Genomic DNA, 22,669 nt, shown 5'->3' with positions numbered 1-22,669 from the left:
AAGTAGAACTGCGGACGGTAGTTGGTGAAGAACGGCGTGTGGCGGCCGCCTTCTTCCTTGGTCAGGATGTAGGCCTCGGCCATGAAGCGCGTGTGCGGCTTCACCGAACCCGGCTTGCACAGAACCTGACCGCGCTCCACGCCCTCGCGGTCCACGCCGCGAACCAGCGCGCCGATGTTGTCGCCCGCCTGGCCCTGGTCCAGAAGCTTGCGGAACATCTCGACGCCCGTCACGGTCGTCTTCTTGGTGTCGCGGATGCCGACGATCTCGACTTCCTCGCCCACCTTCACGATGCCGCGCTCGACACGACCCGTCACCACCGTGCCGCGACCCGAGATCGAGAATACGTCCTCGATCGGCATCAGGAAGGGCTGGTCGACCGGACGCTCGGGCGTCGGGATGTAGGCATCGACCTGCGCCATCAGCTCGCGCACGGCGTCCTCGCCGATGGTCTTGTCGGAGTCCTCAAGAGCGGCCAGCGCCGAACCCTTGACGATCGGAATGTCGTCGCCCGGGAACTCGTAGGACGACAGAAGCTCGCGGATTTCCAGCTCGACGAGCTCCAGAAGCTCGGCGTCGTCGACCTGATCGACCTTGTTCATGAACACCACGATCGCCGGAACGCCGACCTGACGCGCCAGAAGGATGTGCTCGCGCGTCTGCGGCATCGGGCCGTCGGCCGCCGAGCAAACGAGAATCGCGCCGTCCATCTGCGCCGCGCCCGTGATCATGTTCTTCACGTAGTCGGCGTGGCCGGGGCAATCGACGTGGGCGTAGTGGCGAGCCGGCGTCTCGTACTCCACATGCGCCGTCGAAATCGTGATGCCGCGCGCCTTCTCTTCCGGCGCCGCGTCGATCTGGTCGTACGCCTTGTACTCGCCGAAGTACTTCGTGATCGCCGCCGTCAGCGACGTCTTCCCATGGTCGACGTGCCCAATCGTGCCGATGTTCACATGCGGCTTATTGCGCTCGAATTTACCCTTGGCCATCGGGCTCTCCTGACGAATTCAATTCGCGGGCGACATATCGGGCCGCTCCGTGAATAGCAAGTGCGCCTTGTCGGTTCGTTAAGACCTCTTTCGGCCGACGAGCCGGGCAAGACGCCCGTGATGGAGAGCGGCATACAGCGCCATGCTCTTCTTGCGATGGCCTTTGAAGTGCAGGATGTGGGCGCCCGGCCGGTGGCAGAGGAGCTTCAGCATCCACGGTCGGGGCGTCGAATTGTAGACCCTTCCGGGCGCGAAGCGCACCCGCACCTCGCCGCAAAGCGCGATTTCCGGCTCGCGCAGCCGAATGTTCGGGGGCGGCAGGAGCCGCGCCAGCGCGATCTGGTCGCCATACCAGCGCTGCTCGTCTTCCGTCAGCGAAGCGCAGCAATCGTGGAGACGGCTGAACAGATCGATCATCCGCGGAAGATCGTCGGTGCGCACCACGAGAAGCCCGGCATTGATGGGCATGTCCGGGTACGGCCGGACGGTCACGCTGATATCGGCGCCCGGCGCCATCAACTCGTCGAAGCGGCGCACCACCAGCATGTCGGTATCGAGAAGAACGATCACGGTGCCCGGCCGCACGGTGCGAACGTAGTCGCTGTAAGCGCGCATCCGCGCCGTCATGACGCGCTCGTCGTCGCTCGGCGCAACCCGAACCTCGACGCTTTCGTCCGTCAACGACAAACGGCCGTTCTCGTTCGTCAGAAGAACGATCTTCGCATGCGGGTAATGGTGGCGAATCGAACGGGCGAGCAGATGGATGAGCCGGCCGTGTTCAGGGTCCGGCGACCGGAACACATAAGCCATCACAAAATGCAGTTCCGCCGGCGGCAGATCGGCGGCCGTCACGTCGAAGGCCCTGAGGTGATTCGCGATATGGAAGGAAATGGAGCGGGTAGCGGGAATCGAACCCGCATATTCAGCTTGGAAGGCTGCTGCTCTACCACTGAGCTATACCCGCGCACTTTTCAGTCTAGAACGATGCGGCGTTTTGCGCAACGAAGATCGGATGGTGGAGGGAGTTGGATTTGAACCAACGTAGGCTGAGCCAACGGATTTACAGTCCGTCCCCTTTAACCACTCGGGCATCCCTCCATCCGGTTCCTCGGCATGTCGCCTGAGACCGAAGCTAAGCGAAGCTCGTCGCTTGCGGAGCGGACTTATGCAGAGGCGTCATCGACCTGTCAACCGACGTTCTGAACGGTTGAGGCGGTGAATGCGCTCCGATAGGAACTTTCCACATGAGCGATGATGCCAAGACCCACACACCCAAAGACAGCCATTATGCGCGCCTGCGCCGTCAGCATCGGGAAAAGGCCGGCGGCCCGCCCGCTTCCGCGCCGGGCAAGCGCAGCCGGCCGCATCATCCCGGCGAGCCCGCGGCAACGGATCGGGTGCGCCTTTACGGTTTGCACACGGTCGCAGCCGCACTCGCCAATCCAAAGCGCCGCACCCATCGGCTGCTGGCGACGCGCAACGCCTTCGCCCGGCTCGAACTCGACGAGGCCTCCCTGCCCTGCCCGCTCGAACTGGTGGAGCCCCGCGCGCTCGACGTCGCGCTCGGCTCGGACGCCGTGCATCAGGGCGTGATGCTGGAAGCCGATCCGTTGCCCCAGAGCCGACTGATGGACCTGTCCGATTCGCCGCTGATTCTGGTGCTCGATCAGGTGACCGATCCGCATAATGTCGGCGCGATCCTGCGCTCGGCCGTCGCCTTCGGCGCCAGCGCGGTGATCACCACGACGCGCCATTCGCCGCAGGAAAGCGGCGTTCTCGCCAAGGCGGCGTCGGGCGCGCTGGAGCATGTCGCGAGCATTCAGGTCGTCAATCTTGCCAACGCCCTGGAGGAACTCACCGCGAAGGGCTTCCAGACCGTCGGACTCGATTCGGAAGGCGCCGAGGAACTCGAACCTTCGCTTGCCGGTACTCGAATCGCGCTGGTTCTCGGCGCCGAAGGCAAGGGCTTGAGGCAGAAGACGCGCGAAACCGTTCAGGTCCTCGCGCGTCTGGAAATGCCGGGCGCGATCCGCTCGCTCAACGTTTCCAATGCCGCCGCCGTCGCTCTCTACGCGGCGCGCCGGCATTTGGGGTCGTAAGGGTCAGACTTCGACTTCGACCCGCCCGATCGGCTTGGAACAACAAGCGAGGATGAAGCCTTCGGCGATCTCGTCTTCGGTGATGCCGCCATTGTGCATCATCTGGACCTCGCCGGAGAGTTTCAGCGTCTTGCATGTGCCGCAGACGCCGAACTGGCACCCGCTTGGAATGTTCAGGCCGTTGGCCTTGGCGACCTGAAGAATCGTTTCGTCTTCCGAACAGGTCGCTTCGATCTCCGCCTGCGCGAAACGGATCACGGCGCTTTCGCTCGGGGCCGACGCGGGATCGGCACCGGGCGCGATCGGCGCATCCTCGTCCGGGGCCTGGAAGCTTTCCTCGTGATGGCGCTCCATCGGGAAACCGGAGGCGGTCAGGATGTCGCGAACGCCTTGCATGAAGGGCGCCGGCCCGCAGCAGAAGACTTCGCGGTCCTGATAGTCCGGCGCGATCAGTTCCAGCATCAAACTGTTCAGACGGCCGCGATAGCCTGTCCAGATGCCGTGCGGGTCCGGCCGCTCCACCACGAAGGTCACGTCGATCTCCGGCACGCGCTCCATCATCAGTTCCAGTTCGCGCCGGAAGATGATGTCGGACGGCGTGCGCGCGCAGTGGATGAACTTGATGTCCGTGCGCCGGCCGTAATCGTAGAGCCAGCGCGTCATGGACATCATCGGCGTGACGCCGGAGCCGGCGGAGACGAAAAGGTAGCGCTCAGCCGGATGGCGCTCGAAGGTAAAGGTGCCGGCCGGCCCATAGGCTTTCAGGCGAACGCCCTCGCGCACGTTCTCGAACATCCAGCGGCCGGCGACGCTGCCGGGCTGCGCCTTGACGGTGACGGAAACCGATAGCGGACGCGACGGGCTGGACGACAGCGTGTAGGTGCGCAGGATCGCGCCCTGATCGGTCGGCAGTTCCAGCGTCACGAACTGCCCCGGCGCGTAGCGGAACCAGCTATCGCTCGGGGTCTGAAACGAGAAGGTTCGCACATCCGCCGTTTCGGGCAGGACGCCGACGCATTCCAGAACCTGGGCCCGGTCGATCCAGAGCGGCAGGTCGTCGAGATGCTTGTGCCGCAGCGGGGCGATTTCCATGAATGTCCCGGCCTTCAGGCGACTTCCGCCAGATGCGGCGTGCGCTCGCCGCGCAGCCGCTCTCCCATGAAGCGGCAATACCAGTCCACGAACTGGATCACGCCGCCCTCATGAAGTTCGGAATAAGGACCGGGGCGATAGGCCGGCGACAGGATGCCGATCTGGTTCTCCTCGATGATGCGGCGATCCTGATCGTTGGTCGCGATCCAGACCTTGGTCATCTCGTCCAGCGAATAGTCCACGCCCTCCACCGCGTCCTTGTGGACGAGCCACTTGGTGGTCACCTCGGTTTCGGTCGGCCCCTTCGGCAGAACGCGGAACGACACGGCATGATCGCCGAGAACGTGGTTCCAAGTGGTCGGATAATGGAAGAACATCATGGTGCCGATCTTCGGCGCCGTCACCGTATCGCTCAAAGGCCGGCGCACCGCCGCCTTGCCCGACATGGTGTAGCTCACCGCGTCGCGAAGCAGCGGCATCCGCGCCGTGCGAAACTGGCCGGAAGCGTGCATCGTGAATTTCGACGGCAGGCCCGCCGCTTCGCATCGATCCCAATGCTCTTTGGTTTCGGGGTCGTCGTGGCCGTCGACACCCGTCGCACCGGGAGCTTCCGGGTAGGTGCGGCAGAGTTCGGGATGGCTGCCCGCGCAATGATAGCATTCCCGGTTGTTTTCCCAGGTCAGCTTCCAGTTGCCCTTCTCCACGATGGTCATCTCGAAGGCGACCTTCGCTTCGCCGAGGCGATGGGGTGCGAGATAAGGCTCGATCAAGGCGCGCACGGGCTGGAAGCTCAACGGCTGCTCGGCCAGCGAGACGAAAACGTAACCACCCACCGTTTCGCAATGGACGGGCTTCAAGCCGAACTCGGCCGGCTTGAAATCCGGTCCCATGTCGCGGGCGAACAGAAGCCGCCCGTCGAGTTCGTAGGTCCATTGATGGTAGGGGCAGACGAGCTTGGCGGCTGTGCCTTTGGCGGCCGAGCAGATGCGCGAGCCGCGATGGCGACAGGAATTGTGGAAGGCGCGAATGTTCTTCTGCGCATCGCGCACGACGACGATCGGATAATCGCCGACCTGTACGGTCAGGTAGCTGCCGCTCTTCGGCAATTCGCAATCATGGCCGACGAAAAGCCAGTCGCGATACCAGATGTTCTCCAGATCGGCTTGGTAATAGTCAGGGTCGCAGTAGAACTCGCGCTCCAGGCTGAAACCGGCTTTTCGGTCGCGAAACTTCGCGAGCATCGCGTCGCGTGCGCTCATGCCATTCTCCCCGCGTTTTCCGCTGCGGACCAAGGGGTCCCATTGGACGGCCGGTCCGGATGAAACGGCGATGAAAGGCGTCCGCTCCATGAGCCACCACGACACCACCGCTTTCCGGCGATCTACGATGGCCGAATTTTGAAACGTTCCATGCTTGGGGGAGCCAACAAAAGCGACAGAGCGCGGCGCTACCTACGACATGGACATGATAAGCGCGATCAGGCGCTCGCCAGGAAGGTGTTCGGCACGGGGAAGCCGAGGCGCACGCCGACGGATGCATGATCGGCGACGAGATCGGCGATCGTGTAGCTCGCGAGAACTTCCAAGAATGCCTCCAGCGCCTCGTGCAGGGCGCCGTTCAGCGAACAATCGCCGATCAAGGGGCAGTCGCTGCCCGTTTCGAAACATTCGGCAAGGGAGAAATTCTCCTCGGTCACTTCCACGACCGCGCGAAGCGTGATCGCCTCGGCCGGCTTGCGCAGGCGAATGCCGCCGTTGCGGCCGCGCACGGTTTCCACGAAACCGGCTTCCACGAGCGGCTGGAGAATCTTGAACAGAAAGAGTTCGGATACCGAATAAGCGAGCGCGATCTCGCCGACCCGGCTCAGCTTTTCGCCACGCAGGGCGCAAAACATCAGCATGCGAACCGCATGATTGGTCTGCCGCGTCAGCCGCATGAACCGCTCCCTAACCCTGCCGGACCGAACCGGCAGGATCTACCTTAGAAGAATTCCAAGGAAAAAGAAGGGCAAATCAATCAACCGTCGCGGATCGCCTGCCGTAACGGCTTAGGCGGCTTGCGGCTCGAAGTTCATGGCCACGCCATTGATGCAGTAGCGAAGGCCGGTCGGCGGCGGACCATCTTCGAAGACATGCCCGAGATGGCTGCCGCAGCGACTGCAATGCACTTCGGTGCGGACCATGCCGTAGTTGCGATCCGTGGAGGTCTCGACCGATCCTTCCACCGGATCGTCGAAGCTCGGCCAGCCGGTGCCGCTTTCGAACTTGCGGCCGGAAACGAAGAGCGTCTGCTCGCATCCGGCGCAAGAGAAGGTACCCTCCCGCTTCTCGTAGTTCAGGGCGCAGCTCCCCGGCCGCTCGGTGCCGTGGCCGCGCATGACGGCGTATTGCTCCGGCGTGAGGATACGCCGCCATTCCTCGTCGGTGTGGGTCACGGGAAATTTCGCGACATCCATGGGTCGTCCTCCTGTTCCAGGCTCTGGCCGTCTAGATAGTCGTGGCCGACGCCCGGACCAAGGCCCGGAGAACATGCAAAAACCCCCGCCGCGAAGCGACGGGGGTCGTGATCCGGATGCCCGGTCCTCAGCGCGCCGGCGGGGCCGGCGGTGCGGGAAGCGTCCTTGCCTGTTCCAGCATCTTCAGCGCGATATCGGCGCAGGCCTGCTGGGGCTCGTCTTCGGCGCACTTCACATCGACGCGGAACGGACCGTTCTCGATGCGGAAGTGAGCGGCCTTGGAGGGCGGCGGCGGGGGTGCCATGCCACGCGGCCCGCCCGGACCGCCGTGACGCGGACCCTTCGGGCCACGGCGATCATCGTCGCGCGGGCCACCGCGACGCGGACCGGCGTCATCGTCGTCGCCGGCGACCTCGTCATCCGGCGCGGGGGCCGCCCGAGCGTCGTCCTTCGGCGCTTCCGCACCCGGCGGCGGCGGAGGCGGCGTCTGGGCGAGCGCTGCCCCACCGACGAGCGTGGACACCATCAAGGAAGCGATCAGAAGTTGGGCTTTCATGTCTTCCATCTTTCGATTTGCCGGCGGCCTGCTTCAATCGCTGACCCGGCTAAAGGTTGCGAGGTGACGCGCTTCAACGAAGCGCGAGTTCCTTGGGGCCGCGCGGAGGATGGTCGCGCGGCGGCTTCGGTTTCAGTTCAACGACCTTGCCGTTCGATTGAACCAGCATTTCCGCCCTCAGAACCCCTTCGTCGAAGCGGCCCTGCGCGGTGATCGTGTCGCCCTTGGCAGCCAGGGAGCGTCCCTCGCCTTCGGGACCGGTTTCGATCAGAACCCGACCGCTGCCGTCCTCGACGACGATCTTGTTGCCGAAGACTTCGGCCACCTGCGCCTTCACCGCCGCGAGGCTGTCGTTCTGGAGCGATGAGATCGCGGCCGGCTCCAGCACCAGGGTGGAGCGTTGGTGATGGTTGCCGATGATGGCCGTTCCAGCACCGCCGATGGCGACGCCCAGAACAAGCGCGCCGACGGCTGCCGCGCCGAGGCGGCCTTTGAGAAAGGATCGCCGCCCAGCTGGCGAATGGTCCGCAGCCATATGAGCGGGCTTCACGGGCTCGGCGGCGGGGGACTGATCTTCGGTGTTGGTCAAGGAAGGAACTCCTGATCCGTTGCTGATGACGCCCTTTTCCCATGACCCCGTCCAACCCGGCCTGAACGAACCCGTTCAGGATCGGTTCAGCCGCATGGAATAGCGCTCGTGTCCGGATATCTCCCCTTTTTCGAAGCGGGTGATGGCCCATGGAGACGATGTTGAAGATCCTTCTGATCGAAGACGACCATTCGCTTGGAGAAAAGATCGCAGAGCATCTTCGGCGAGAGAACTTCAGCGTCGATCTGGCAAAGAATGGCGAGGACGGTCAGCATCTCGGAGAAACCGGCGTCTACGACGCGGCCGTGCTGGATCTCGGCCTGCCGCTCGTTCCCGGCATCGAGGTGCTTCGGGCGTGGCGCAAGGCCGGGCGCATTCTTCCGGTGCTGATCCTCACCGCCCGCGACGGCTGGTCGGAGAAGGTGGAAGGCTTCAAGGCCGGCGCCGACGACTACGTGATGAAGCCGTTCCGGGTGGAGGAACTGGTGATGCGTCTGCGCGCGCTGATCCGCCGCGCGGCCGGCCACGCCGAAACGCGCATCCTGTGCGGTCCCCTCGCCTATGACGCGCAGCTCGGAACCTTTGAGCTGGAAGGCCTGCCCCTTCGCCTTACCGGCCTTGAATGGCGCGTCCTGTCCTGCCTCGCCTTGCAAAAGGAGCATGTCGTGTCCCGCGCCGACATCTTCGAACGCGTTTATGACGGGGATGCCGAAGTCGATTCCAATTCCGTGGAGGTCATCGTCGCCCGGCTGCGCCGCAAGATCGGCGCGGCGATGATCGAGACCGTGCGCGGCCACGGCTACCGTTTGACCGCCGGCGAGGCATGAGGCTTTCCGTTCCCACCTCGCTGCGCGGGCGGCTGATGGCGATCGCCGCGATCGCCACCACGCTGGCGACGCTCGCCGCCGCCGCCGCCATGGCGTTCACGCTGCACCGGTTCATCACCCACCAGCTCGACCTGAGGCTCGACGCGCAGGCGATTTCGCTTCTGAACGACCTGCATGAAGGTCCGCGCGGCGACATCGTTCTCGCCGAGGACCCAGGCGGGCCTCCCTTCGATCGCCCCAATCCCGGCTGGTTCTGGCAGATCGACGTGGAAGGCGCGCCACCGTTCCTGGCACCCTCCTTAGACCGTCGCGGCCCTTTGAACGTCACGGCCACCGAGCCCGAACCGGACATACGGGGTCGTCGCCCCCGCATGCGGTCACGGCCGGTCGCCATCGAGGACGCAGATGGCCTCTACGCGCGCGTGCTTTCGGCGGCCGTCGGATCGCGGCCAGTGCGTATCGTGGTGACAGCGCCCATCGAGGCGATCGGCGGCCCGATGCGGGACGCCATGACGCCCGTGGTTCTTTCCATGGTGGCGCTCGGGCTCGGCCTTCTTCTCGCGACCCGGCTGCAGGTCGGCTACGGCCTGAAACCGCTCGAAGCCCTCGGTCGCGATCTGGCGGCGGTCCGCAGCGGCGCGCGGCGCGCCATACCGACCGACCAGCCCGACGAGATCAAGCCGCTCGCCACGGAACTGAATTCGCTGATCGCGGAGAACGCCGCAGGGCTCGAACGCGCCCGCCGCCACGTCGCCAACCTCGCGCATGGCTTGAAGACGCCCTTGGCGGACCTCGCCTTGTCGCTCGAAAACCGCGACCCGGACGGCTCGGCGCGGGCCTTGGTGGACGACATGGACGGGCGGGTGCGGCACCATCTTGCCCGCGCCCGCGCCGCCGCGCTCGGCCATCCGGCGCGCGCGACGACGCCGGTGCGCCGGCATATCGACGATCTCGCGGCGGTCTTGGCCCGCGTTTATGCCGAGCGCGGGCTTCGCTTCGAGATCGAGGTGCCGCACGATCTCGCCGTTTCCTGCGAGCCGCAGGATTTCGACGAGATGGCCGGCAATCTTCTCGACAATGCCTGCAAATGGGCTGGAAGCCGTATTCTCGTCGGCGCGCGGCGGGACGCCGGCACCGTGGTCCTCACCGTCGACGACGACGGCAAGGGCCTCGCCGCCGGCGACGTGCCGGAAGCCATGGTCGCCGGCAGGCGCCTCGACGAAATGCAACCGGGGCATGGTTTCGGCCTGTCGATCACGCGCGAACTCGCCGAACTCTACGGCGGCTCGCTCGCGATCGGCCCTTCCACCCTGAACGGCCTCGCAGCGCGGCTCACACTTCCAGTGCCGCGCGGCTGAGGCATAGAGCGTCTAACAAAACCTCGCGGGGTCGGCTGGCCGGTTCTTTTTGCCGCTCTGAGCGAGCCGCCTGTCTCGCCCGTCCTCCGGACCGTCGCGAATGCTCGCCGATGCGCCCTCGCATCGACTGTGCTTCGCTCCTCGGTATCGGACAAAAATTCCTCGGCCATCCTCCGCCCGGAGGTATTGTTAGGCGCTCTTAGAACGACGAAAACTCCAACGCCGTCGGATAGGATTTCTGCGTTCCGCGCTTCAGCGTCGACTGCGCGGCGTAGCGGGCGGCCAGTTGCAGCGAGGACTCCACCTCCCCGGTCGTGACGTAGAAATGGGCGAAGGAGCCGATGAACGCGTCGCCCGCCCCGGTCGTGTCCACGGGTTCGACCGCATGGGGACGGATGACTTTGGCCGGATTGCCCGCTTCGATCAGAAGCGCGCCTCGTGCCCCCATCGTCACCACGACGCAGCGCACGCCGCCCTCGATCAAACGGCGCGCGGCGGCTTCGCAGCTTGCCTCGTCCGTCACGGTCATCCCGGTCAAAAGCGCGAGCTCGGTCTCGTTGGGCACGAGGAAGGTCGCGTGGAGCACCCGCGCGAGGTCGAGATCGGCGGCGGCGGGCGCCGGGTTCAACAGCGTCTCGATCCCGTGCCGCCGGCCGAACTCGACCGCGTGATAAACGACATCCAGCGACGTCTCGAGTTGAAGGAGGATCAGCCGGCAGGTCTTCAGGTCTTCCGCCGCCGCGTCGATATCGGCAGGCGACAGTTCGGCATTGGCGCCCTTCACGATGACGATGCGGTTCTCGCCGTTCGGCTCCACGAAGATCGGCGCGACGCCCGACGACATGCCCGGCACGCGACCGACATGGCGGATGTCGATGCCGTTCGCCTCGAAATTGCGAAGCTGGTCGACCCCGAAGGAATCGTCGCCGACCTTGCTCAGCATCAGGACGGACGCGCCGAGACGGCCGGCGGCCACCGCCTGGTTCGCACCCTTGCCGCCGAAGCCGATTTCGAAGGACGGGGCCTCGATGGTTTCCCCCGCCTCCGGCACGCGGTTCACATAGGTCACAAGATCCATGTTGTTGGAGCCGATCACGGCAATGCGCGGCGTCATGTGCATCTCCCGGCGAAACCCGTTCGCGAAGGGGCCAAATCCTTTATTTGTCGCGACTTGGCAAGATCATCGAGAAGCCCCGAGAAGCCCGCGCTTGGCGAGATTGCGCATCAATGCAGCAACGCCCATCGTCCAGCCTTCCACCTCGTCGGTCGGCTTCACGCGATTGACGAGCGCGCCAAGCGCCTCCGTTCGGATCGTCACGACATCGCCGGTCTTGTGGGTGAAGCCACGGCCGGGATCGTCGCGATCCTGGATCGGCGCGAACATCGTGCCGAGAAACAGGACCAGTCCGTCCGGATAAAGATGATGGTCATTCACGGCTTGGCCGACGATCTCCGCCGGATCGCGGCTGATCTGGCTCATCGAGGAGCGCCCGTCGAGGCGGTAGCCTTCCGGCCCGTCGATCACCAGCGAAAGCTCGGTGCGACGCACATCGTCGAGCGTGAAGCCATCGTCGAAAAGACGCAGGAACGGCCCGATCGCGGCCGCCCCGTTATTGTCCTTGGCCTTGCCGAGCAAGAGAGCCGAACGACCCTCGACATCGCGAAGGTTCACGTCGTTGCCCAGACTCGCCCCCACGATGCGCCCCTTGGACGATACCGCGAGGACGATTTCCGGCTCGGGATTGTTCCAGGTCGAACCGGGATGGACGCCGATATCGGACCCGCTGCCGACGGCGGAAAGCGGCTGGCCCTTCGTGAAGATCTCCGCGTCTGGACCGATGCCGACTTCGAGATACTGGCTCCAGGCTCCCGCTTCGATCAAGGCCACCTTCAGCGCGGCGGCTTCCGTCGAACCGGGCTTCAGGTTGCGGATGTCGGAGCCGACGAGGTCGAGGATCTGCTGGCGCACCCCGCCGGCCGCATTGGCGTCGCCGCGGATACGCTCCTCGATCACGCGCTCCAGCATCGAAACGACGAAGGTGACGCCCGCTGCCTTCAAGGCTTGCAAATCGACTGGGGCGATGAAGTGCGGACGGGAAGCATTGCGATCATCCGGCGGCGTGTTGCCGAGAAGCTCCGCGAGCGAGCCGATATCGTCCCCCTCAGCCCGCCGAAGCGCGCTGGCCGGATCGTCATTCTCGCAAAGTTCGGAAACGGTGGCGAAGGCGCCCGTCACGTCGACCACCCGGCCTCCGGCGATCCTGACCACCGAAGGACCGCCGAGATCGGGCCGGAACACGCGCCCGACGAATGCGGCGTCGGAGCGCTCTCCAAGACGCGCGGTTTCGGCAAACGCTCGTGCAACGGCCTCGGCGGCAATCGTGCTGGACATCCGGTTCCTCCATCCTCGACCTTTATCGAGATAGCCGCCTTGCCGGCGGACGCAACCGCAAAGCACAACAACGACAGGCTCCCATCGCCGGAAATTCCATGCTATGGCCTCCCCGGCGCCGGTTTAGCTCAGCGGTAGAGCAGCGGTTTTGTAAACCGAAGGTCGGGGGTTCAATCCCCTCAACCGGCACCATCGAAATTATCATCTTTCACAATGTGTTAAAGAACAAAGACGGCGGCGGCATACACGTATTCATGTCGCACCATGTTGCCATCCGTTTACCTTGATTTCCAACGGTTTCCCGGCACATTCTGCTACTCTACGCAATATGGAATGCGACATGGCCAAGAGTGGCATGAACTGGAAATGCCCGCATTGTTTCCATCCGCAGGTTTTGACGGACAATAACTCAGATGTGAAAGAGGGATATCTCTACGAAGGCTTTCGACAAATTGATCAAAGAGGATATCAAATAATATCGATTAGATGCTTGAATGAGGAGTGCGCGAAGAGATCCCTCGAATTTATTCTTTACGATCTAACGCACAATCCTCGGGGCTCCGATTATTTCAAGGATCAGACCAATTATTGGAAGCTCTTGCCGGAGAATACAGCGAAACCTCAACCGTTGTACATTCCCGACGTGCTTCGTGACGATTACATCGAAGCTTGCCGTATCCGCGATTTGAGTCCAAAGGCTTCGGCTACTCTCGCCAGACGTTGTTTGCAGGGAATGATTCGTGACTTTGCTGGGATCGCTAAGGGTCGTCTTATCGACGAGATCAAGGAATTAAGAGCGCGGACCGAGGCTGGCTCTGCACCTCGGGGGGTTGAACCCGAGACGATCGACGCGATCGATGCTGTTCGGGATATCGGCAATATCGGTGCTCACATGGAAAAGGACATCAACATAATCGTCGATGTCGATCCCGGCGAAGCTCAAGCCCTCATTGAGTTGATCGAACTACTTTTCGACGAATGGTATGTCGCGCGGCACAAGCGACAGGGAAAGCTGGCGGCAATTACGGCGCTCGCTGCAAAGAAGAAAGACGAACTGGCCGTGGCGAAAGCCGCTCGGCAAGAGGTAATCTCGACGGCAGAGGCACCGAAGAAGATCGCGGCGCCAGAGACTTCCGGTTCCTAGTATAGATGGCCATCGCGGCCATCCAACCGTACGATTTCCTCGTACGGTTCAAGCCGCCTCGAAGAGCGCATCGACGAGGGCGCGGGTGGTGATCGGCTCCACCTCGCCTGTGATCCTCAAGCCCATCTCCAGCGCGAGCCAGTCGAACTTCTGAGGCGTGATCCGCCGGCGGTGGAACACGCCATGCTCACGCGCGGTTGATAGGGATCGCGGGCGTGGCGCTCGCTTGTGGAGTCGCGAGATGCTTAAGGGCGGACTTTTGTGGCTGATCGGCATTCCCGTGCCGATCATTTTGATTCTCTGGTTCCTCGGTTACCTGCACTGAGAAACGAGATTTCCTGAAGACCCGAAATGAAAACGCCCACCGGGGGAGGACCGGTGGGCGTTGTTCTTGCGTCCCCGCTTGGGAGGAGGAAGAGGACGCGTCGGCGGCAGTGGGAGGAACTGCCGGCCTATCCGCAGGGACCTTGGGAGGAGGATGCCCGCTGCGAAACTCGATGTTCGACAAATACGCCTTCGCTCGAAACGGGAGAAGTGACGAGATTGCATAGCCGCCCCATCGATTTCGAATGGCTCGAACGGTGGGAAGCGAAAAAGGAAAGGGGCGCCGCCCTCCCAGACAGCGCCCCTCATCGAGCTTGGGAGCAGGGCTCAACCAAGACGATCACCCTCTAAAGCGTCCTTACGGAAACGTCTAGTTGTCTAGCGTCGAAGATCCATATTCCAATCGATTTTAATTCGTTTTCCCCTGAAGACAACGCTGGTAGGCGGCTGAACCGCTTGTCCCGGCCTGCATATCCGCGCCGGCACTCGACGACGTGTCGGAATTCGTCTGGAATGTGTTGATGTAGGTCTGGGCCGCGTAGCGCTTGCAGAATTCAGGCGTGCCGCGCCCGGCACGGTTGGCGTCGATGCCGGCAGGAAGGGACGTCGGACCGTTCGGCGTGATTGAGGTGCAACCGCCGAGCAACGAGATCATGAGGGCGACGGCGAGCGCTTCGCGTTTTCTCGGCATTGTTCAGTCTTTCCCGTCGTAACGCCGTGCCGAAATCCATGCACGATCCGATGCACGACAACTGTTCCCGTCCAGGGCAGGTTCGAACGCGAAACCGGCCGATCCATAACGGACCGACCGGCGCGTATTTCCGAACAATCCCGACCGGGATCGAGCCGCCTCAGGCAGCCTTCTTCGCGGCAGGCTTACCCTTCTTCGCGGTGCGGGCCGCGGCACCCTTCGGCGCTTCCTCGTCCTCATCGGCCAGCGCGTCGTCGTCTTCGCCAACGGTTGCCGAGTAGTCGAGACCTTCGGCGATCTCGCTCAGAAGCGCGTCCGTCTTCTTTTCTTCCTCGAGCGTCTGATCGAGCAGCGCCACGGCTTCGTCGTAGCCGAGCTTGCCGGCCCAGGTCTTCAAAAGGCCATAGCGCGCGATCTCGTAATGCTCGACGGCCTGGGCGCAACCGATGAGAACCTGATCGGCGGCGTCGGTTCCACCGAAATCCTCCAAGTCCTCTTCCATCTCACCGACGATGCCCTGCATGGCCTCGCAGGTCTTGGCGCGGGCGGGCTTGCCGATAATCTCGAACACCTGAACCAAGCGCTCCACTTGCTCGGCGCTTTCCTCGGCATGCTGCGTGAAGGCTTGCTTCAGCTCATCCGACTGCGCAGCCTTGGCGGACTTCTTCAACGCCTTCACCGACTGTTTTTCGGCATAGTAGACGTCCTTCAGTGTCTCGTGGAAGGCATCCGCAAGGGTCTTTTCGGTGGCCATGGTGAGTTCACTCCTAACTCGTCGCCCGCTGGATGATCGGGCTTCTTGTGGTCCTCAAAGCGACTCCGAGGGCGGAGTGTTCCCAAGCGTTTTCGTCCAACGCTTTGCCGTATGTGGATTCATTTCCGGCAACTCGACTTGAGTCCGACGCCCCTCGCCATAGAAGTCGATCCGGGGCCGCATACGAAAGCAGGGACCCCGGTTTGGAGCCCCTGCCGCCGAACTCACATCTGTCGGAAGGGCATTCGCCCCCGGCCGGTATCCCTCGGATCAGGCGATGCCGGCACCGCCCGTTACGCCATAGACCTCACCGGTGATGTAGCTCGCTTCCTGGCTCGCCAGCAGAACATAGATCGGTGCGATCTCCACCGGCTGGCCAGGCCTCCGGAAAGCGCTTTGTCCGCCGAACTGCATGACCTTTTCCTGCGGCTGGCCACCACTTGCCTGAAGTGCGGTCCAGAACGGGCCGGGTGCGACGACGTTGGCGCGGATGCCCTTCTCGATCAGTTGCTTCGACAAGGCCTTGGTATAGGCGACGATGCCGGCCTTCGTGGTGGCGTAGTCCAGGAGGATGTCGGACGGCTCATAGGCCTGCACGGAGGCCGTGGTGATGACCGAACCACCAACCGGCAGATGCGGAACGGCAGCCTGGGCGATCCAGTGCATGGCGTAGAGGTTGGTCTTCAGCGTCTTGTCGAAATCCTCCGACGTGACCTTGGAGATATCCTCGCGGTTTTGCTGCCGGCCGGCATTGATCACGAGAATGTCCAGCCCGCCGAAGCTTTCCACCGTCTTCGTCACCAGATCGCGGCACCACGCCTCGTTCGTGATGTCGCCGGGGAGCGCCAGCGCCTTGCGCCCCTCCGCTTCGATCAGCCCGATGACCTCTTTCGCATCGGCTTCCTCGCTGCCGAGATAGGAGATCGCGACGTCCGCTCCCTCCCGCGCGAAGGCGATCGCGGCGGCGCGGCCGATGCCGCTGTCGCCGCCGGTGATGAGCGCCTTGCGCCCAGCCAGTCGGCCCGAGCCCTTGTAGCTCGTTTCGCCATGGTCGGGCACGGGGTCCATCTTTGAAGCAAGACCCGGAACGGGTTGCGGCTGCCTTGGGAAAGGCGGCTGCGGATATTGCTTGCGGGGGTCCTGCATCGTCAGACGGTCGGACATGGGCACTCCTGAGAAGTTCGTGGATATGCTGGAGGAAAGCCTGAAAACCGGAAGGCGTTCCCTCGTGAACACATGGCCGGTGCCGCAGATGTCTTCGTCACCTATAGGCCGAACCGTCCTCGGCGCGGGCGGGTTCGGTGAGGTAACGACCGGATTTGGGAACGGCGATCTCGTCGAAGTCGGACGACAAACGATGCAGCGCCGCGCGCATTTCCGGCCCGGACATCGGGCGGCCATGACCTGTCAGCACGATCTCCGGTTCCAGGGCCGCAAGCTCTGCGACGGAGGCGCGCGCCTTGTCCCATTCCACCGTGTAGTACATTGGCGGTCCGTGCATTTCGGGCTTCTGCGTCAGCGCGGCATAGGCCGATTCCTGCCGCGTGGTCACGAACGCATCGCCGACGATCAACACCCGGTCGCTGTCGCGCCATAAGGAAACATGGCCGACACTATGGCCGGGTGTGTGAATGAAGCGCCAGCCGGGCATCGCCGGCACCGAGCCGTCGGCCGGCAGGGCGCGAAGCCGCGACGAAACGTCGACGGGCTTGCGCGGATAGAAGCGCGCCATGGCCGCCATCAACCCGCCGCCGACGCTCGGATCGCCGGGCGGATAGGACGACTGACCATTGAGATAGGGGTGCTCCAGGGAATGCGCGTAGACGGGCGCATCCCAGGCTTCCGCCAGGCTTTCGAGTTCGCCGACATGGTCGAAATGGCCGTGCGTCATGACGATGGCGGCCGGGCGCGCGCCCGCTCCGAACCGCTTCTCCGCCGCCGCCTCGATCAGGCTCCGGGTTCCCGGAATGCCGGCATCGATCAGAACCCAGTTGCGGTCGCCCGATCCCGCCGCGCCGACGAAGACGACGTTCACGATGCCGAGCCGACGCCAAGCCACATCGGACACGACCTCATGCGTGTCGTCCGCCCTCGCCTCATCCAGGATCTCGTCCATCGCCAGACTGCTTTCCGGCATCGGAATCTGCTCGGCCATCGTCGCCTCCAATCATCTGTTGAAAGGGAAAGCGCAGGCGACCGATGTCGATCCGCCCACAAGCGTTAGCCGCGACCGAGCGCTGAACATTTCGGCCGAAACTTTCTCGGAAGCGGGTGCCGGGTCGTTGGACAGCAAAGGGCTTCGCGGCGACCCGCGACCGCCGGGCGGAACGGCGCTCGGTATGAGGCATTCAAGTTTCGAAACACGGAGAAGTTTAGAATGGTTACGACAGTCGGCACCGAAAGCACCTTCGAGAAACTGGTTCAGAATCTTCTGATTCTGGAGCACGACGCCATCGCCGCGTATCAGTCGACGATCGACCGCTTGGACGACCAGACGCACAAAACGAAGATCGCCGAGTTCAAGGCCGATCATGAGAAGCATGTCGCGGAGCTGACGCGCATGGCGGGCGCACTGGGCGTCGAAGCGCCGACCGAAGGCGATGCCAAGCAATATCTGACGACGGGCAAGGTGGCCTTGGCGTCGATCATCGGCGACCGCACCATCCTGAAGGCCATGTCGACCAACGAGATCGAGACCAAGATGGCCTACGACCACGCTTCGAAAAACGCATCGGCGACGCCGGAAGCGCAGGCCTTCTTCCGGCAGGCGTTGGCCGACGAAACACGGCATAAGGATTATATGGACAGCCAAGCCGCAGCCTGACGAAGAGATTTTCAAAGAGTGATCGGCTCATGAGCTACTTGCCCTATCGACCGGACGTCGAAACGCCCAAACCCGACGAAGCGGAGGCCATCGACGGCATCGTCCGCGCGATGACGCATCAATCGGAAAAGGTCGCCGAGCGCGAGCATCACGCCGTGCGGGCTTCCCACGCGAAGAGTTCGGGCCTCGTCGTCGGGGAACTGCTGGTTCACCCGGACCTTCCGCCGGAACTCGCGCAAGGGCTCTTCGAACATGCCCAAACCTACCCTGTCGCGATCCGCTTCGCGCAGGGGCCGGGCGAAACGCTTTCCGACAGCGTTTCGACCCATCGCGGCATGGCCATCAAGGTCTTCGGTGTGGCCGGGGAAAAGCTCGGGGCGCATCATGGCGACACGCAGGACATCGTCCTGGCGAGCGGCCCGACCTTTCCGTCCGGGACGGCGCAGGGATTCCTTCGCGACGAGAAGCAACTCGAAGCCGGGACATCGCTGCCCGAAGGCGTGAAAAACGCCGTGTCGTCGCTCGCCCGGAACGCCAACCGCGCGTTGAAGGCCCTCGGCACGGAGAGCCCGAAGGCCGACTTCTTCGGCCACCCGTTCAGCCACCCCCTGTCCGAACCCTATTTCAGTCAAGCCCCGCTGCGCTACGGTGCCTATGTCGCCAAGATCGCGGCCTTTCCGGCAAGCCCGGCGCAGGATGCGCTTCAGGACGTCACCATCGACACGAGCGACGATCCCGACGCCTTCCGCCACGCGACGGTGGACTTCTTCGCCGCGAACGAGACCGTCTTCGAACTGCGCGCCCAGCTTTGGACGGATGCCGAAACGCAGCCGATCGAGGACGCTTCCGTGGAATGGTCGACGGACGAAACGCCGTTCCGCACCGTGGCGACCATCCGCATCCCGGCGCAGAACGCCTATAGCGCGGAACGGCAACGCTACTTCGATGAAGTCATGTCGTTCCGGCCGGCGCACTCTCTATCCGCCCATCGACCGCTCGGCTCGGTGATGCGCGCAAGGCTCAAAGTCTACGAAGCCCTGTCGGCATTTCGCCACCGGGCAAACGGTGTGGAAAGCCAGGAACCGCAACGCGCCGATCAGATTCCCGCCTGATCGCCCTGCATGCGGAAGGGCTGCCCATCCAGTGCTTCCGCTTCATTGCCTGCCAAGGGGTGGCATGTTAGCCCTCGTTTCTAGAGCGGCTGCGTCGAAGGGGCGGGAACCGATTCCGTCCCGGCCTCGAAGCCGGCACCGACCACCCTGCCCGCCGTTTCAAAGCCCGGGCGATGCCTTACCGGAGCCGATGCAGCGTTCCCTGTCGTCCATCTGCTTCGTGGCCAGCGATGCCGCCGCCGCGCGGGAAGCGCGCCAGCGCCTCGTCGCCCTTTACGGCAATGTCGAGCCCGACAAGGCCGATGTCGTGGTAGCGCTGGGCGGCGACGGCTTCATGCTCCAGACCTTGCATCGCTTCATGGATACCGGCGTCCCGATCTACGGGATGAACCAGGGCACCGTCGGTTTCCTGATGAACGAGTTTCACGAGGACGATCTGCCCCGGCGCCTCGACGCGGCGGTCTCGCATTCCATCCGGCCCTTGGAGATGCTGGCGGTGGACCGCGACGGGCGCGAGCACCACGCCCCGGCTATCAACGAGGTGTCGCTGTTCCGCCAGTCCTATCAGGCGGCGCGCCTGCGCATTCTGATCGACGGTCAGGTACGGCTGGAAGAACTCGTCTGCGACGGCGTGATGGTGGCGACGCCGACCGGCTCGACCGCCTATAATCTTTCGGCGCAGGGGCCGATCATCCCGATGGATGCGCCGCTCCTCGCGCTGACGCCGGTCAGCGCGTTTCGGCCGCGCCGCTGGCACGGGGCTCTCCTGTCCAGCCGGCAGACCGTCGAGATCGAAACGCTGGAGATCGACAAGCGTCCGGTGAACGCGGTGGCCGATCATCTGGAGGTCAAATCGGTCAGCCGGATCTGCGTGAAGGAATCAACCACGCTTTCCGTTCAACTCCTCTTCGACCGGGGACATTCCTGGGACGAGCGGATCATCGCCGAACAGTTCAAGTTCTAAGGCGGATCACGCGGCGAGCAGGCGCTCCGTGCGCCGGCGCATGACGTCCCGCGCATTCTCGCGCTGAAGCCGCCGCAGAAGCGCGAAGGCCTCGCGGTCCTCAGGCCCCTTCATGCGCTCCCCGAAGGTCTGCGCGACGCGACGAAGCACGCTTTCGGCCGCTTCCCCGCCCTTGAGGTCCATCCGCCCCATGGCGATGTCCTTCCAGCACATGGTCGCGACGCGGATGAGTTCGCTTTCCGAAGCGCTCAGACCGCAATGAAGACCGAGTGTCCGGAAAGGCGCATCCCGGCATTCTACCAGCACCGCCCGCACGCGGCGCTCGGAAAGGCGGGACAAAGCCGTCAGCGACGCGGCCAGAAGGTCGATATTGCCGAGACACGCGGCGCGCAGGAGAAAGGCGACGGAAAGTTGCCCGCTGCCGCGCAGATGTTCGACAAGCACCGGCACCTCGCGAGGCGACGTGTTTTCCGCAAGGCCGCCCGTCGCGCGCTCGCAAGCTTCGAAAACGACGTTCCGGGAATTTGAGCCGAGCACGGCCCTCACGAGATCGCTTTCCTGCAGGCTTCGGCCTGTTTCCAGAATCAGCGTTTGGCGAATGTCGGGCGGCAGCGGGCGGGAAACGAGAAGAGCGCGAACGCCGGCATCCCCGCCATGGCGCTCGGCGAGGAGACGCAGCACGCCCTGGGAAATGTCGGCATGCGGGTTGCCCAGGAGCGCCGTCACCACCTTGGCCGACCCTTCGACCGCAATGGCCGCGACAACCGCGCCGGGAAGATCGACCCGAGCCGCGATCGCCGCATGCACCCTGTCACGATTCAACGCGGGAGCATCCAGCAAGTCGTCGGCGTCGAGCACGGGCGACGCGGCCACCAGCACCGCGATCTCCTCGCAATCCTGCAGAAAACCGCGCACCAGCGCTGCGGGGGCGCGTTCGTGCAGCCCGATGATTGCGGCGAGCGAAGCGCGAACCTTCGGCGAAGGGTCGTCGAGAGCCACCGCCAAGGCCGTTTCGGCGGCCTCCCTTTCCAACGAAGGCACCGACCCATCCAGCAAGGCGTGGGCGATGGCGGCGAAGCCTTCGATGCGCTCCCGGCTGTTCGCCGTTTCGCACCAGTTCACGAATCGCTGGAGGTTCATGCCGAATCGAAGACCGCGACAAAGACTGATACGGCCTGAGTATCGAGGCGACAGGTTAACGATCGTTTACGACGTTTCTTCGGGAGTGGTTAACCTCGTGGCGGAGCATCGCCGCCATCCGCCTGCCGGGGCCGCCGCATGGCAAACACGTCGCTCGTGACCGCATAATCGAGGTAGCCGAGGCGTGACAGCGGCCGGGCGAGTTCCATATCGACGAGGCCATCGCGAAGAATGGCCTCGGAAATGTGGATGCCGACCACCTGGCCGATGACCACCACCGCATCCGCCGGCCGGCCGTCGATGCCGTTCGGCGTGAAGTGGCCGACGACCTTGCATTCCAGCGCCGCCGGGCTCTCAAGGATGCGCGGCGCGGCGACGAGATGGCAGGGCGCTTCGGTCAGTCCCGCAATAGCGAACTCGCTCGTCCCTCGAGGCGCCGGCGCGGATGTGCGGTTGACGGCTTCGGCCAGCGCGTCCGTCGCGAGATTGGCGACGAACTCTCCGCTTTCGATGGCGAAGGAGGCACTATCCTTCATGCCGGATGACGAGAAAAGGACGAGCTTCGGGTTGTCGGCGATGGCGTTGAAGAAGCTGTAGGGCGCGAGGTTGACCGATCCGTCGCGGCTTCGCGTCGAGATCCAGCCGATGGGGCGCGGCGTGACGATGGCCTTGAACGGGTCGTGCGGCAGGCCGTGATGGTTGGTATCGGTGGTATAGAACATCAGGCGTTCGGCACTGTGGCTTCGGTCAGGATATCGGCAAGTTCGGGGCGCACGCGGTCTGCCGGCGGCCCGCCGCGATAGGTGCCGACATGGATGAAGCCGACGACCTTTTCGTCCGGCTGAATGCCGAGAATTGCCTTGGCCTCGTCGTCGTAGGCGATCCATTCCGTCACCCAGTTGGCACCGAAGCCGAGCGAATGGGCGGCATGGACGAGGTTCATCGCCGCGGCGCCCGCCGACAGGACCTGCTCCCACTCGGGAATCTTCACATGCGGCTTGGCGCGTGACACGACGCCGATCACCAGCGGGGACCGCGACAGCCGCGCTTCTTCCATCGCAGCGCGCGCTTCGCCGAGTGGGCCCTCGCGCGCTTCGACGAGTTGCCGCAGCGCATTGCCGAGTTCCGCCGCCGTTTGGCCGCGGTAAAGAATGAAGCGCCAGGGCGCGAGCTTGCCGTGGTCGGGAACCCGGGCGGCGATGGTGACGAGCCGCTGCAGCATATCCCCTTCGGGCGCGGGCTGCTCCAAGGCAGGGATGGCGATCGATCGACGCGTGGCGAGATAGTCGGCGATTTCGGTCAAGAACTCGATTCCATATGGGTCGCGATGTCAGCTAGCCACAGCGGGGCGGAAATCCA

25 protein-coding genes and 3 tRNA genes are annotated in these 22,669 nt (G+C 63.9%); 8 read left to right on the top strand and 20 right to left on the bottom strand.

From position 1 onward, the window contains the following. From tuf to F9929_RS06745, 4 genes are all read right to left on the bottom strand, one after another. A partial coding sequence (gene tuf / locus F9929_RS06760; protein WP_152045754.1) for an elongation factor Tu occupies positions 1-989 on the bottom strand: 989 nt, incomplete at its 3' end. Positions 990-1,067: 78 nt separating this feature from the next. Continuing rightward, complete coding sequence (locus tag F9929_RS06755) at positions 1,068-1,799, bottom strand: glycosyltransferase family protein (protein WP_152045753.1); 732 nt, start codon at positions 1,797-1,799, stop codon at positions 1,068-1,070. Between the two features lie 80 nt (positions 1,800-1,879). Further along, positions 1,880-1,953: transfer RNA gene (locus F9929_RS06750), tRNA-Gly, on the bottom strand. 49 nt (positions 1,954-2,002) lie between these two features. Then, positions 2,003-2,087 (bottom strand) — tRNA-Tyr (locus tag F9929_RS06745). Between the two features lie 146 nt (positions 2,088-2,233). Between F9929_RS06745 and F9929_RS06740 the strand changes: the two genes are divergently transcribed. Beyond that, positions 2,234-3,088, top strand: a complete 855-nt coding sequence (locus F9929_RS06740) for a TrmH family RNA methyltransferase (protein WP_152045752.1) — start codon at positions 2,234-2,236, stop codon at positions 3,086-3,088. Positions 3,089-3,091: 3 nt separating this feature from the next. On the opposite strand, the gene F9929_RS06735 is transcribed toward F9929_RS06740, so the two are convergent. From F9929_RS06735 to F9929_RS06710, 6 genes are all read right to left on the bottom strand, one after another. Then, positions 3,092-4,174, bottom strand: coding sequence for a hybrid-cluster NAD(P)-dependent oxidoreductase (locus F9929_RS06735; RefSeq protein WP_235919090.1), 1,083 nt, complete (start codon positions 4,172-4,174; stop codon positions 3,092-3,094). Between the two features lie 20 nt (positions 4,175-4,194). Further along, complete coding sequence (locus F9929_RS06730; protein ID WP_152045750.1) at positions 4,195-5,439, bottom strand: aromatic ring-hydroxylating oxygenase subunit alpha; 1,245 nt, start codon at positions 5,437-5,439, stop codon at positions 4,195-4,197. A gap of 218 nt (positions 5,440-5,657) precedes the next feature. Further along, positions 5,658-6,116, bottom strand: coding sequence for an iron-responsive transcriptional regulator RirA (gene rirA, locus F9929_RS06725; RefSeq protein ID WP_152045749.1), 459 nt, complete (start codon positions 6,114-6,116; stop codon positions 5,658-5,660). 111 nt (positions 6,117-6,227) lie between these two features. Further along, the gene (msrB, locus tag F9929_RS06720; RefSeq protein ID WP_152045748.1) at positions 6,228-6,635 is read right to left on the bottom strand and encodes a peptide-methionine (R)-S-oxide reductase MsrB; all 408 of its coding nucleotides are present in this window, start codon (positions 6,633-6,635) and stop codon (positions 6,228-6,230) included. A 127-nt stretch (positions 6,636-6,762) separates the two neighbouring features. Then, positions 6,763-7,191: a hypothetical protein gene (locus F9929_RS06715; RefSeq protein WP_152045747.1), complete on the bottom strand. Its 429-nt coding sequence runs from the start codon at positions 7,189-7,191 to the stop codon at positions 6,763-6,765. 73 nt (positions 7,192-7,264) lie between these two features. Continuing rightward, on the bottom strand, positions 7,265-7,780 hold the full coding sequence (locus tag F9929_RS06710) for a hypothetical protein (protein ID WP_152045746.1): 516 nt from the start codon (positions 7,778-7,780) through the stop codon (positions 7,265-7,267). A gap of 161 nt (positions 7,781-7,941) precedes the next feature. Here F9929_RS06710 and F9929_RS06705 point away from each other — a divergent pair, with 161 nt between their 5' ends. Next, complete coding sequence (locus F9929_RS06705; RefSeq protein WP_152045805.1) at positions 7,942-8,607, top strand: response regulator transcription factor; 666 nt, start codon at positions 7,942-7,944, stop codon at positions 8,605-8,607. Next, a complete protein-coding gene (locus tag F9929_RS06700) occupies positions 8,604-9,965 on the top strand; it encodes a sensor histidine kinase (RefSeq protein ID WP_152045745.1) in 1,362 nt (453 codons plus the stop codon). The genes F9929_RS06705 and F9929_RS06700 overlap by 4 nt, the downstream gene beginning before the upstream one ends. Positions 9,966-10,164: 199 nt before the next feature. Here the strand turns inward: F9929_RS06700 and rbsK are convergent, their stop codons facing one another. Both rbsK and F9929_RS06690 read right to left on the bottom strand, forming a co-directional pair. Beyond that, entirely contained in the window at positions 10,165-11,079 is a 915-nt protein-coding gene (gene rbsK, locus F9929_RS06695) for a ribokinase (protein ID WP_152045744.1), read from the bottom strand. A gap of 66 nt (positions 11,080-11,145) precedes the next feature. Then, positions 11,146-12,357 carry a fumarylacetoacetate hydrolase family protein gene (locus F9929_RS06690; RefSeq protein ID WP_152045743.1) on the bottom strand — a complete coding sequence of 404 codons (1,212 nt, stop codon included), beginning with the start codon at positions 12,355-12,357 and terminating at the stop codon, positions 11,146-11,148. Between the two features lie 117 nt (positions 12,358-12,474). Between F9929_RS06690 and F9929_RS06685 the strand changes: the two genes are divergently transcribed. Continuing rightward, a tRNA-Thr gene (locus F9929_RS06685) sits at positions 12,475-12,549 on the top strand. Between the two features lie 148 nt (positions 12,550-12,697). Then, the gene (locus F9929_RS06680) at positions 12,698-13,501 is read left to right on the top strand and encodes a DUF4145 domain-containing protein (protein ID WP_235919070.1); all 804 of its coding nucleotides are present in this window, start codon (positions 12,698-12,700) and stop codon (positions 13,499-13,501) included. Positions 13,502-13,549: 48 nt separating this feature from the next. Here F9929_RS06680 and F9929_RS24655 read toward each other — a convergent pair whose 3' ends face one another. From F9929_RS24655 to F9929_RS06660, 5 genes are all read right to left on the bottom strand, one after another. Next, positions 13,550-13,681 carry a hypothetical protein gene (locus F9929_RS24655; protein WP_268915635.1) on the bottom strand — a complete coding sequence of 44 codons (132 nt, stop codon included), beginning with the start codon at positions 13,679-13,681 and terminating at the stop codon, positions 13,550-13,552. A 553-nt stretch (positions 13,682-14,234) separates the two neighbouring features. Beyond that, positions 14,235-14,516: a hypothetical protein gene (locus F9929_RS06675; RefSeq protein ID WP_152045742.1), complete on the bottom strand. Its 282-nt coding sequence runs from the start codon at positions 14,514-14,516 to the stop codon at positions 14,235-14,237. A gap of 160 nt (positions 14,517-14,676) precedes the next feature. Next, positions 14,677-15,270, bottom strand: a complete 594-nt coding sequence (locus F9929_RS06670; RefSeq protein WP_152045741.1) for a YciE/YciF ferroxidase family protein — start codon at positions 15,268-15,270, stop codon at positions 14,677-14,679. A 270-nt stretch (positions 15,271-15,540) separates the two neighbouring features. Beyond that, complete coding sequence (locus F9929_RS06665; RefSeq protein WP_152045740.1) at positions 15,541-16,434, bottom strand: SDR family oxidoreductase; 894 nt, start codon at positions 16,432-16,434, stop codon at positions 15,541-15,543. A 97-nt stretch (positions 16,435-16,531) separates the two neighbouring features. Continuing rightward, the gene (locus F9929_RS06660) at positions 16,532-17,425 is read right to left on the bottom strand and encodes an MBL fold metallo-hydrolase (RefSeq protein ID WP_152045739.1); all 894 of its coding nucleotides are present in this window, start codon (positions 17,423-17,425) and stop codon (positions 16,532-16,534) included. 222 nt (positions 17,426-17,647) lie between these two features. On the opposite strand from F9929_RS06660, the gene F9929_RS06655 reads away from it, so the two are divergent. From F9929_RS06655 to F9929_RS06645, 3 genes are all read left to right on the top strand, one after another. Next, positions 17,648-18,094 carry a DUF2383 domain-containing protein gene (locus tag F9929_RS06655; protein WP_152045738.1) on the top strand — a complete coding sequence of 149 codons (447 nt, stop codon included), beginning with the start codon at positions 17,648-17,650 and terminating at the stop codon, positions 18,092-18,094. Positions 18,095-18,123: 29 nt separating this feature from the next. Then, positions 18,124-19,206, top strand: a complete 1,083-nt coding sequence (locus tag F9929_RS06650) for a catalase family protein (protein WP_152045737.1) — start codon at positions 18,124-18,126, stop codon at positions 19,204-19,206. 190 nt (positions 19,207-19,396) lie between these two features. Continuing rightward, positions 19,397-20,170 carry an NAD kinase gene (locus F9929_RS06645; protein WP_152045736.1) on the top strand — a complete coding sequence of 258 codons (774 nt, stop codon included), beginning with the start codon at positions 19,397-19,399 and terminating at the stop codon, positions 20,168-20,170. Between the two features lie 6 nt (positions 20,171-20,176). Here F9929_RS06645 and F9929_RS06640 read toward each other — a convergent pair whose 3' ends face one another. The 3 genes from F9929_RS06640 to F9929_RS06630 all read right to left on the bottom strand — a co-directional run bounded on the left by F9929_RS06640 (position 20,177) and on the right by F9929_RS06630 (position 22,613). Then, positions 20,177-21,310: a DUF2336 domain-containing protein gene (locus F9929_RS06640; protein ID WP_152045735.1), complete on the bottom strand. Its 1,134-nt coding sequence runs from the start codon at positions 21,308-21,310 to the stop codon at positions 20,177-20,179. A gap of 89 nt (positions 21,311-21,399) precedes the next feature. Continuing rightward, positions 21,400-22,032: a flavin reductase family protein gene (locus F9929_RS06635; protein WP_152045734.1), complete on the bottom strand. Its 633-nt coding sequence runs from the start codon at positions 22,030-22,032 to the stop codon at positions 21,400-21,402. Then, entirely contained in the window at positions 22,032-22,613 is a 582-nt protein-coding gene (locus tag F9929_RS06630) for a nitroreductase family protein (protein ID WP_152045733.1), read from the bottom strand. Before F9929_RS06630 ends, F9929_RS06635 begins: the two co-directional genes overlap by 1 nt. Positions 22,614-22,669: the final 56 nt, after the last annotated feature.

The organism is Aureimonas psammosilenae (genome assembly GCF_009176975.1).
In the GTDB taxonomy this organism is placed as follows: domain Bacteria; phylum Pseudomonadota; class Alphaproteobacteria; order Rhizobiales; family Rhizobiaceae; genus Plantimonas; species Plantimonas psammosilenae.
The sequence above is the reverse complement of the archived record's forward strand: the minus strand, read 5'-3'. Positions and strand labels throughout refer to the sequence as shown.

Excerpts from the sequence above, each read along its gene's own strand:
- F9929_RS06755 (WP_152045753.1), bottom strand. The coding sequence starts at position 1,799 with ATGGCTTATGTGTTCCGGTCGCCGGACCCTGAACACGGCCGGCTCATC.
- F9929_RS06740 (WP_152045752.1), top strand. The coding sequence starts at position 2,234 with ATGAGCGATGATGCCAAGACCCACACACCCAAAGACAGCCATTATGCG.
- F9929_RS06730 (WP_152045750.1), bottom strand. The coding sequence starts at position 5,439 with ATGAGCGCACGCGACGCGATGCTCGCGAAGTTTCGCGACCGAAAAGCC.
- rirA (WP_152045749.1), bottom strand. The coding sequence starts at position 6,116 with ATGCGGCTGACGCGGCAGACCAATCATGCGGTTCGCATGCTGATGTTT.
- msrB (WP_152045748.1), bottom strand. The coding sequence starts at position 6,635 with ATGGATGTCGCGAAATTTCCCGTGACCCACACCGACGAGGAATGGCGG.
- F9929_RS06715 (WP_152045747.1), bottom strand. The coding sequence starts at position 7,191 with ATGAAAGCCCAACTTCTGATCGCTTCCTTGATGGTGTCCACGCTCGTC.
- F9929_RS06700 (WP_152045745.1), top strand. The coding sequence starts at position 8,604 with ATGAGGCTTTCCGTTCCCACCTCGCTGCGCGGGCGGCTGATGGCGATC.
- rbsK (WP_152045744.1), bottom strand. The coding sequence starts at position 11,079 with ATGACGCCGCGCATTGCCGTGATCGGCTCCAACAACATGGATCTTGTG.
- F9929_RS06690 (WP_152045743.1), bottom strand. The coding sequence starts at position 12,357 with ATGTCCAGCACGATTGCCGCCGAGGCCGTTGCACGAGCGTTTGCCGAA.
- F9929_RS06680 (WP_235919070.1), top strand. The coding sequence starts at position 12,698 with ATGGCCAAGAGTGGCATGAACTGGAAATGCCCGCATTGTTTCCATCCG.
- F9929_RS06675 (WP_152045742.1), bottom strand. The coding sequence starts at position 14,516 with ATGCCGAGAAAACGCGAAGCGCTCGCCGTCGCCCTCATGATCTCGTTG.
- F9929_RS06670 (WP_152045741.1), bottom strand. The coding sequence starts at position 15,270 with ATGGCCACCGAAAAGACCCTTGCGGATGCCTTCCACGAGACACTGAAG.
- F9929_RS06665 (WP_152045740.1), bottom strand. The coding sequence starts at position 16,434 with ATGTCCGACCGTCTGACGATGCAGGACCCCCGCAAGCAATATCCGCAG.
- F9929_RS06660 (WP_152045739.1), bottom strand. The coding sequence starts at position 17,425 with ATGGCCGAGCAGATTCCGATGCCGGAAAGCAGTCTGGCGATGGACGAG.
- F9929_RS06655 (WP_152045738.1), top strand. The coding sequence starts at position 17,648 with ATGGTTACGACAGTCGGCACCGAAAGCACCTTCGAGAAACTGGTTCAG.
- F9929_RS06650 (WP_152045737.1), top strand. The coding sequence starts at position 18,124 with ATGAGCTACTTGCCCTATCGACCGGACGTCGAAACGCCCAAACCCGAC.
- F9929_RS06645 (WP_152045736.1), top strand. The coding sequence starts at position 19,397 with ATGCAGCGTTCCCTGTCGTCCATCTGCTTCGTGGCCAGCGATGCCGCC.
- F9929_RS06640 (WP_152045735.1), bottom strand. The coding sequence starts at position 21,310 with ATGAACCTCCAGCGATTCGTGAACTGGTGCGAAACGGCGAACAGCCGG.
- F9929_RS06635 (WP_152045734.1), bottom strand. The coding sequence starts at position 22,032 with ATGTTCTATACCACCGATACCAACCATCACGGCCTGCCGCACGACCCG.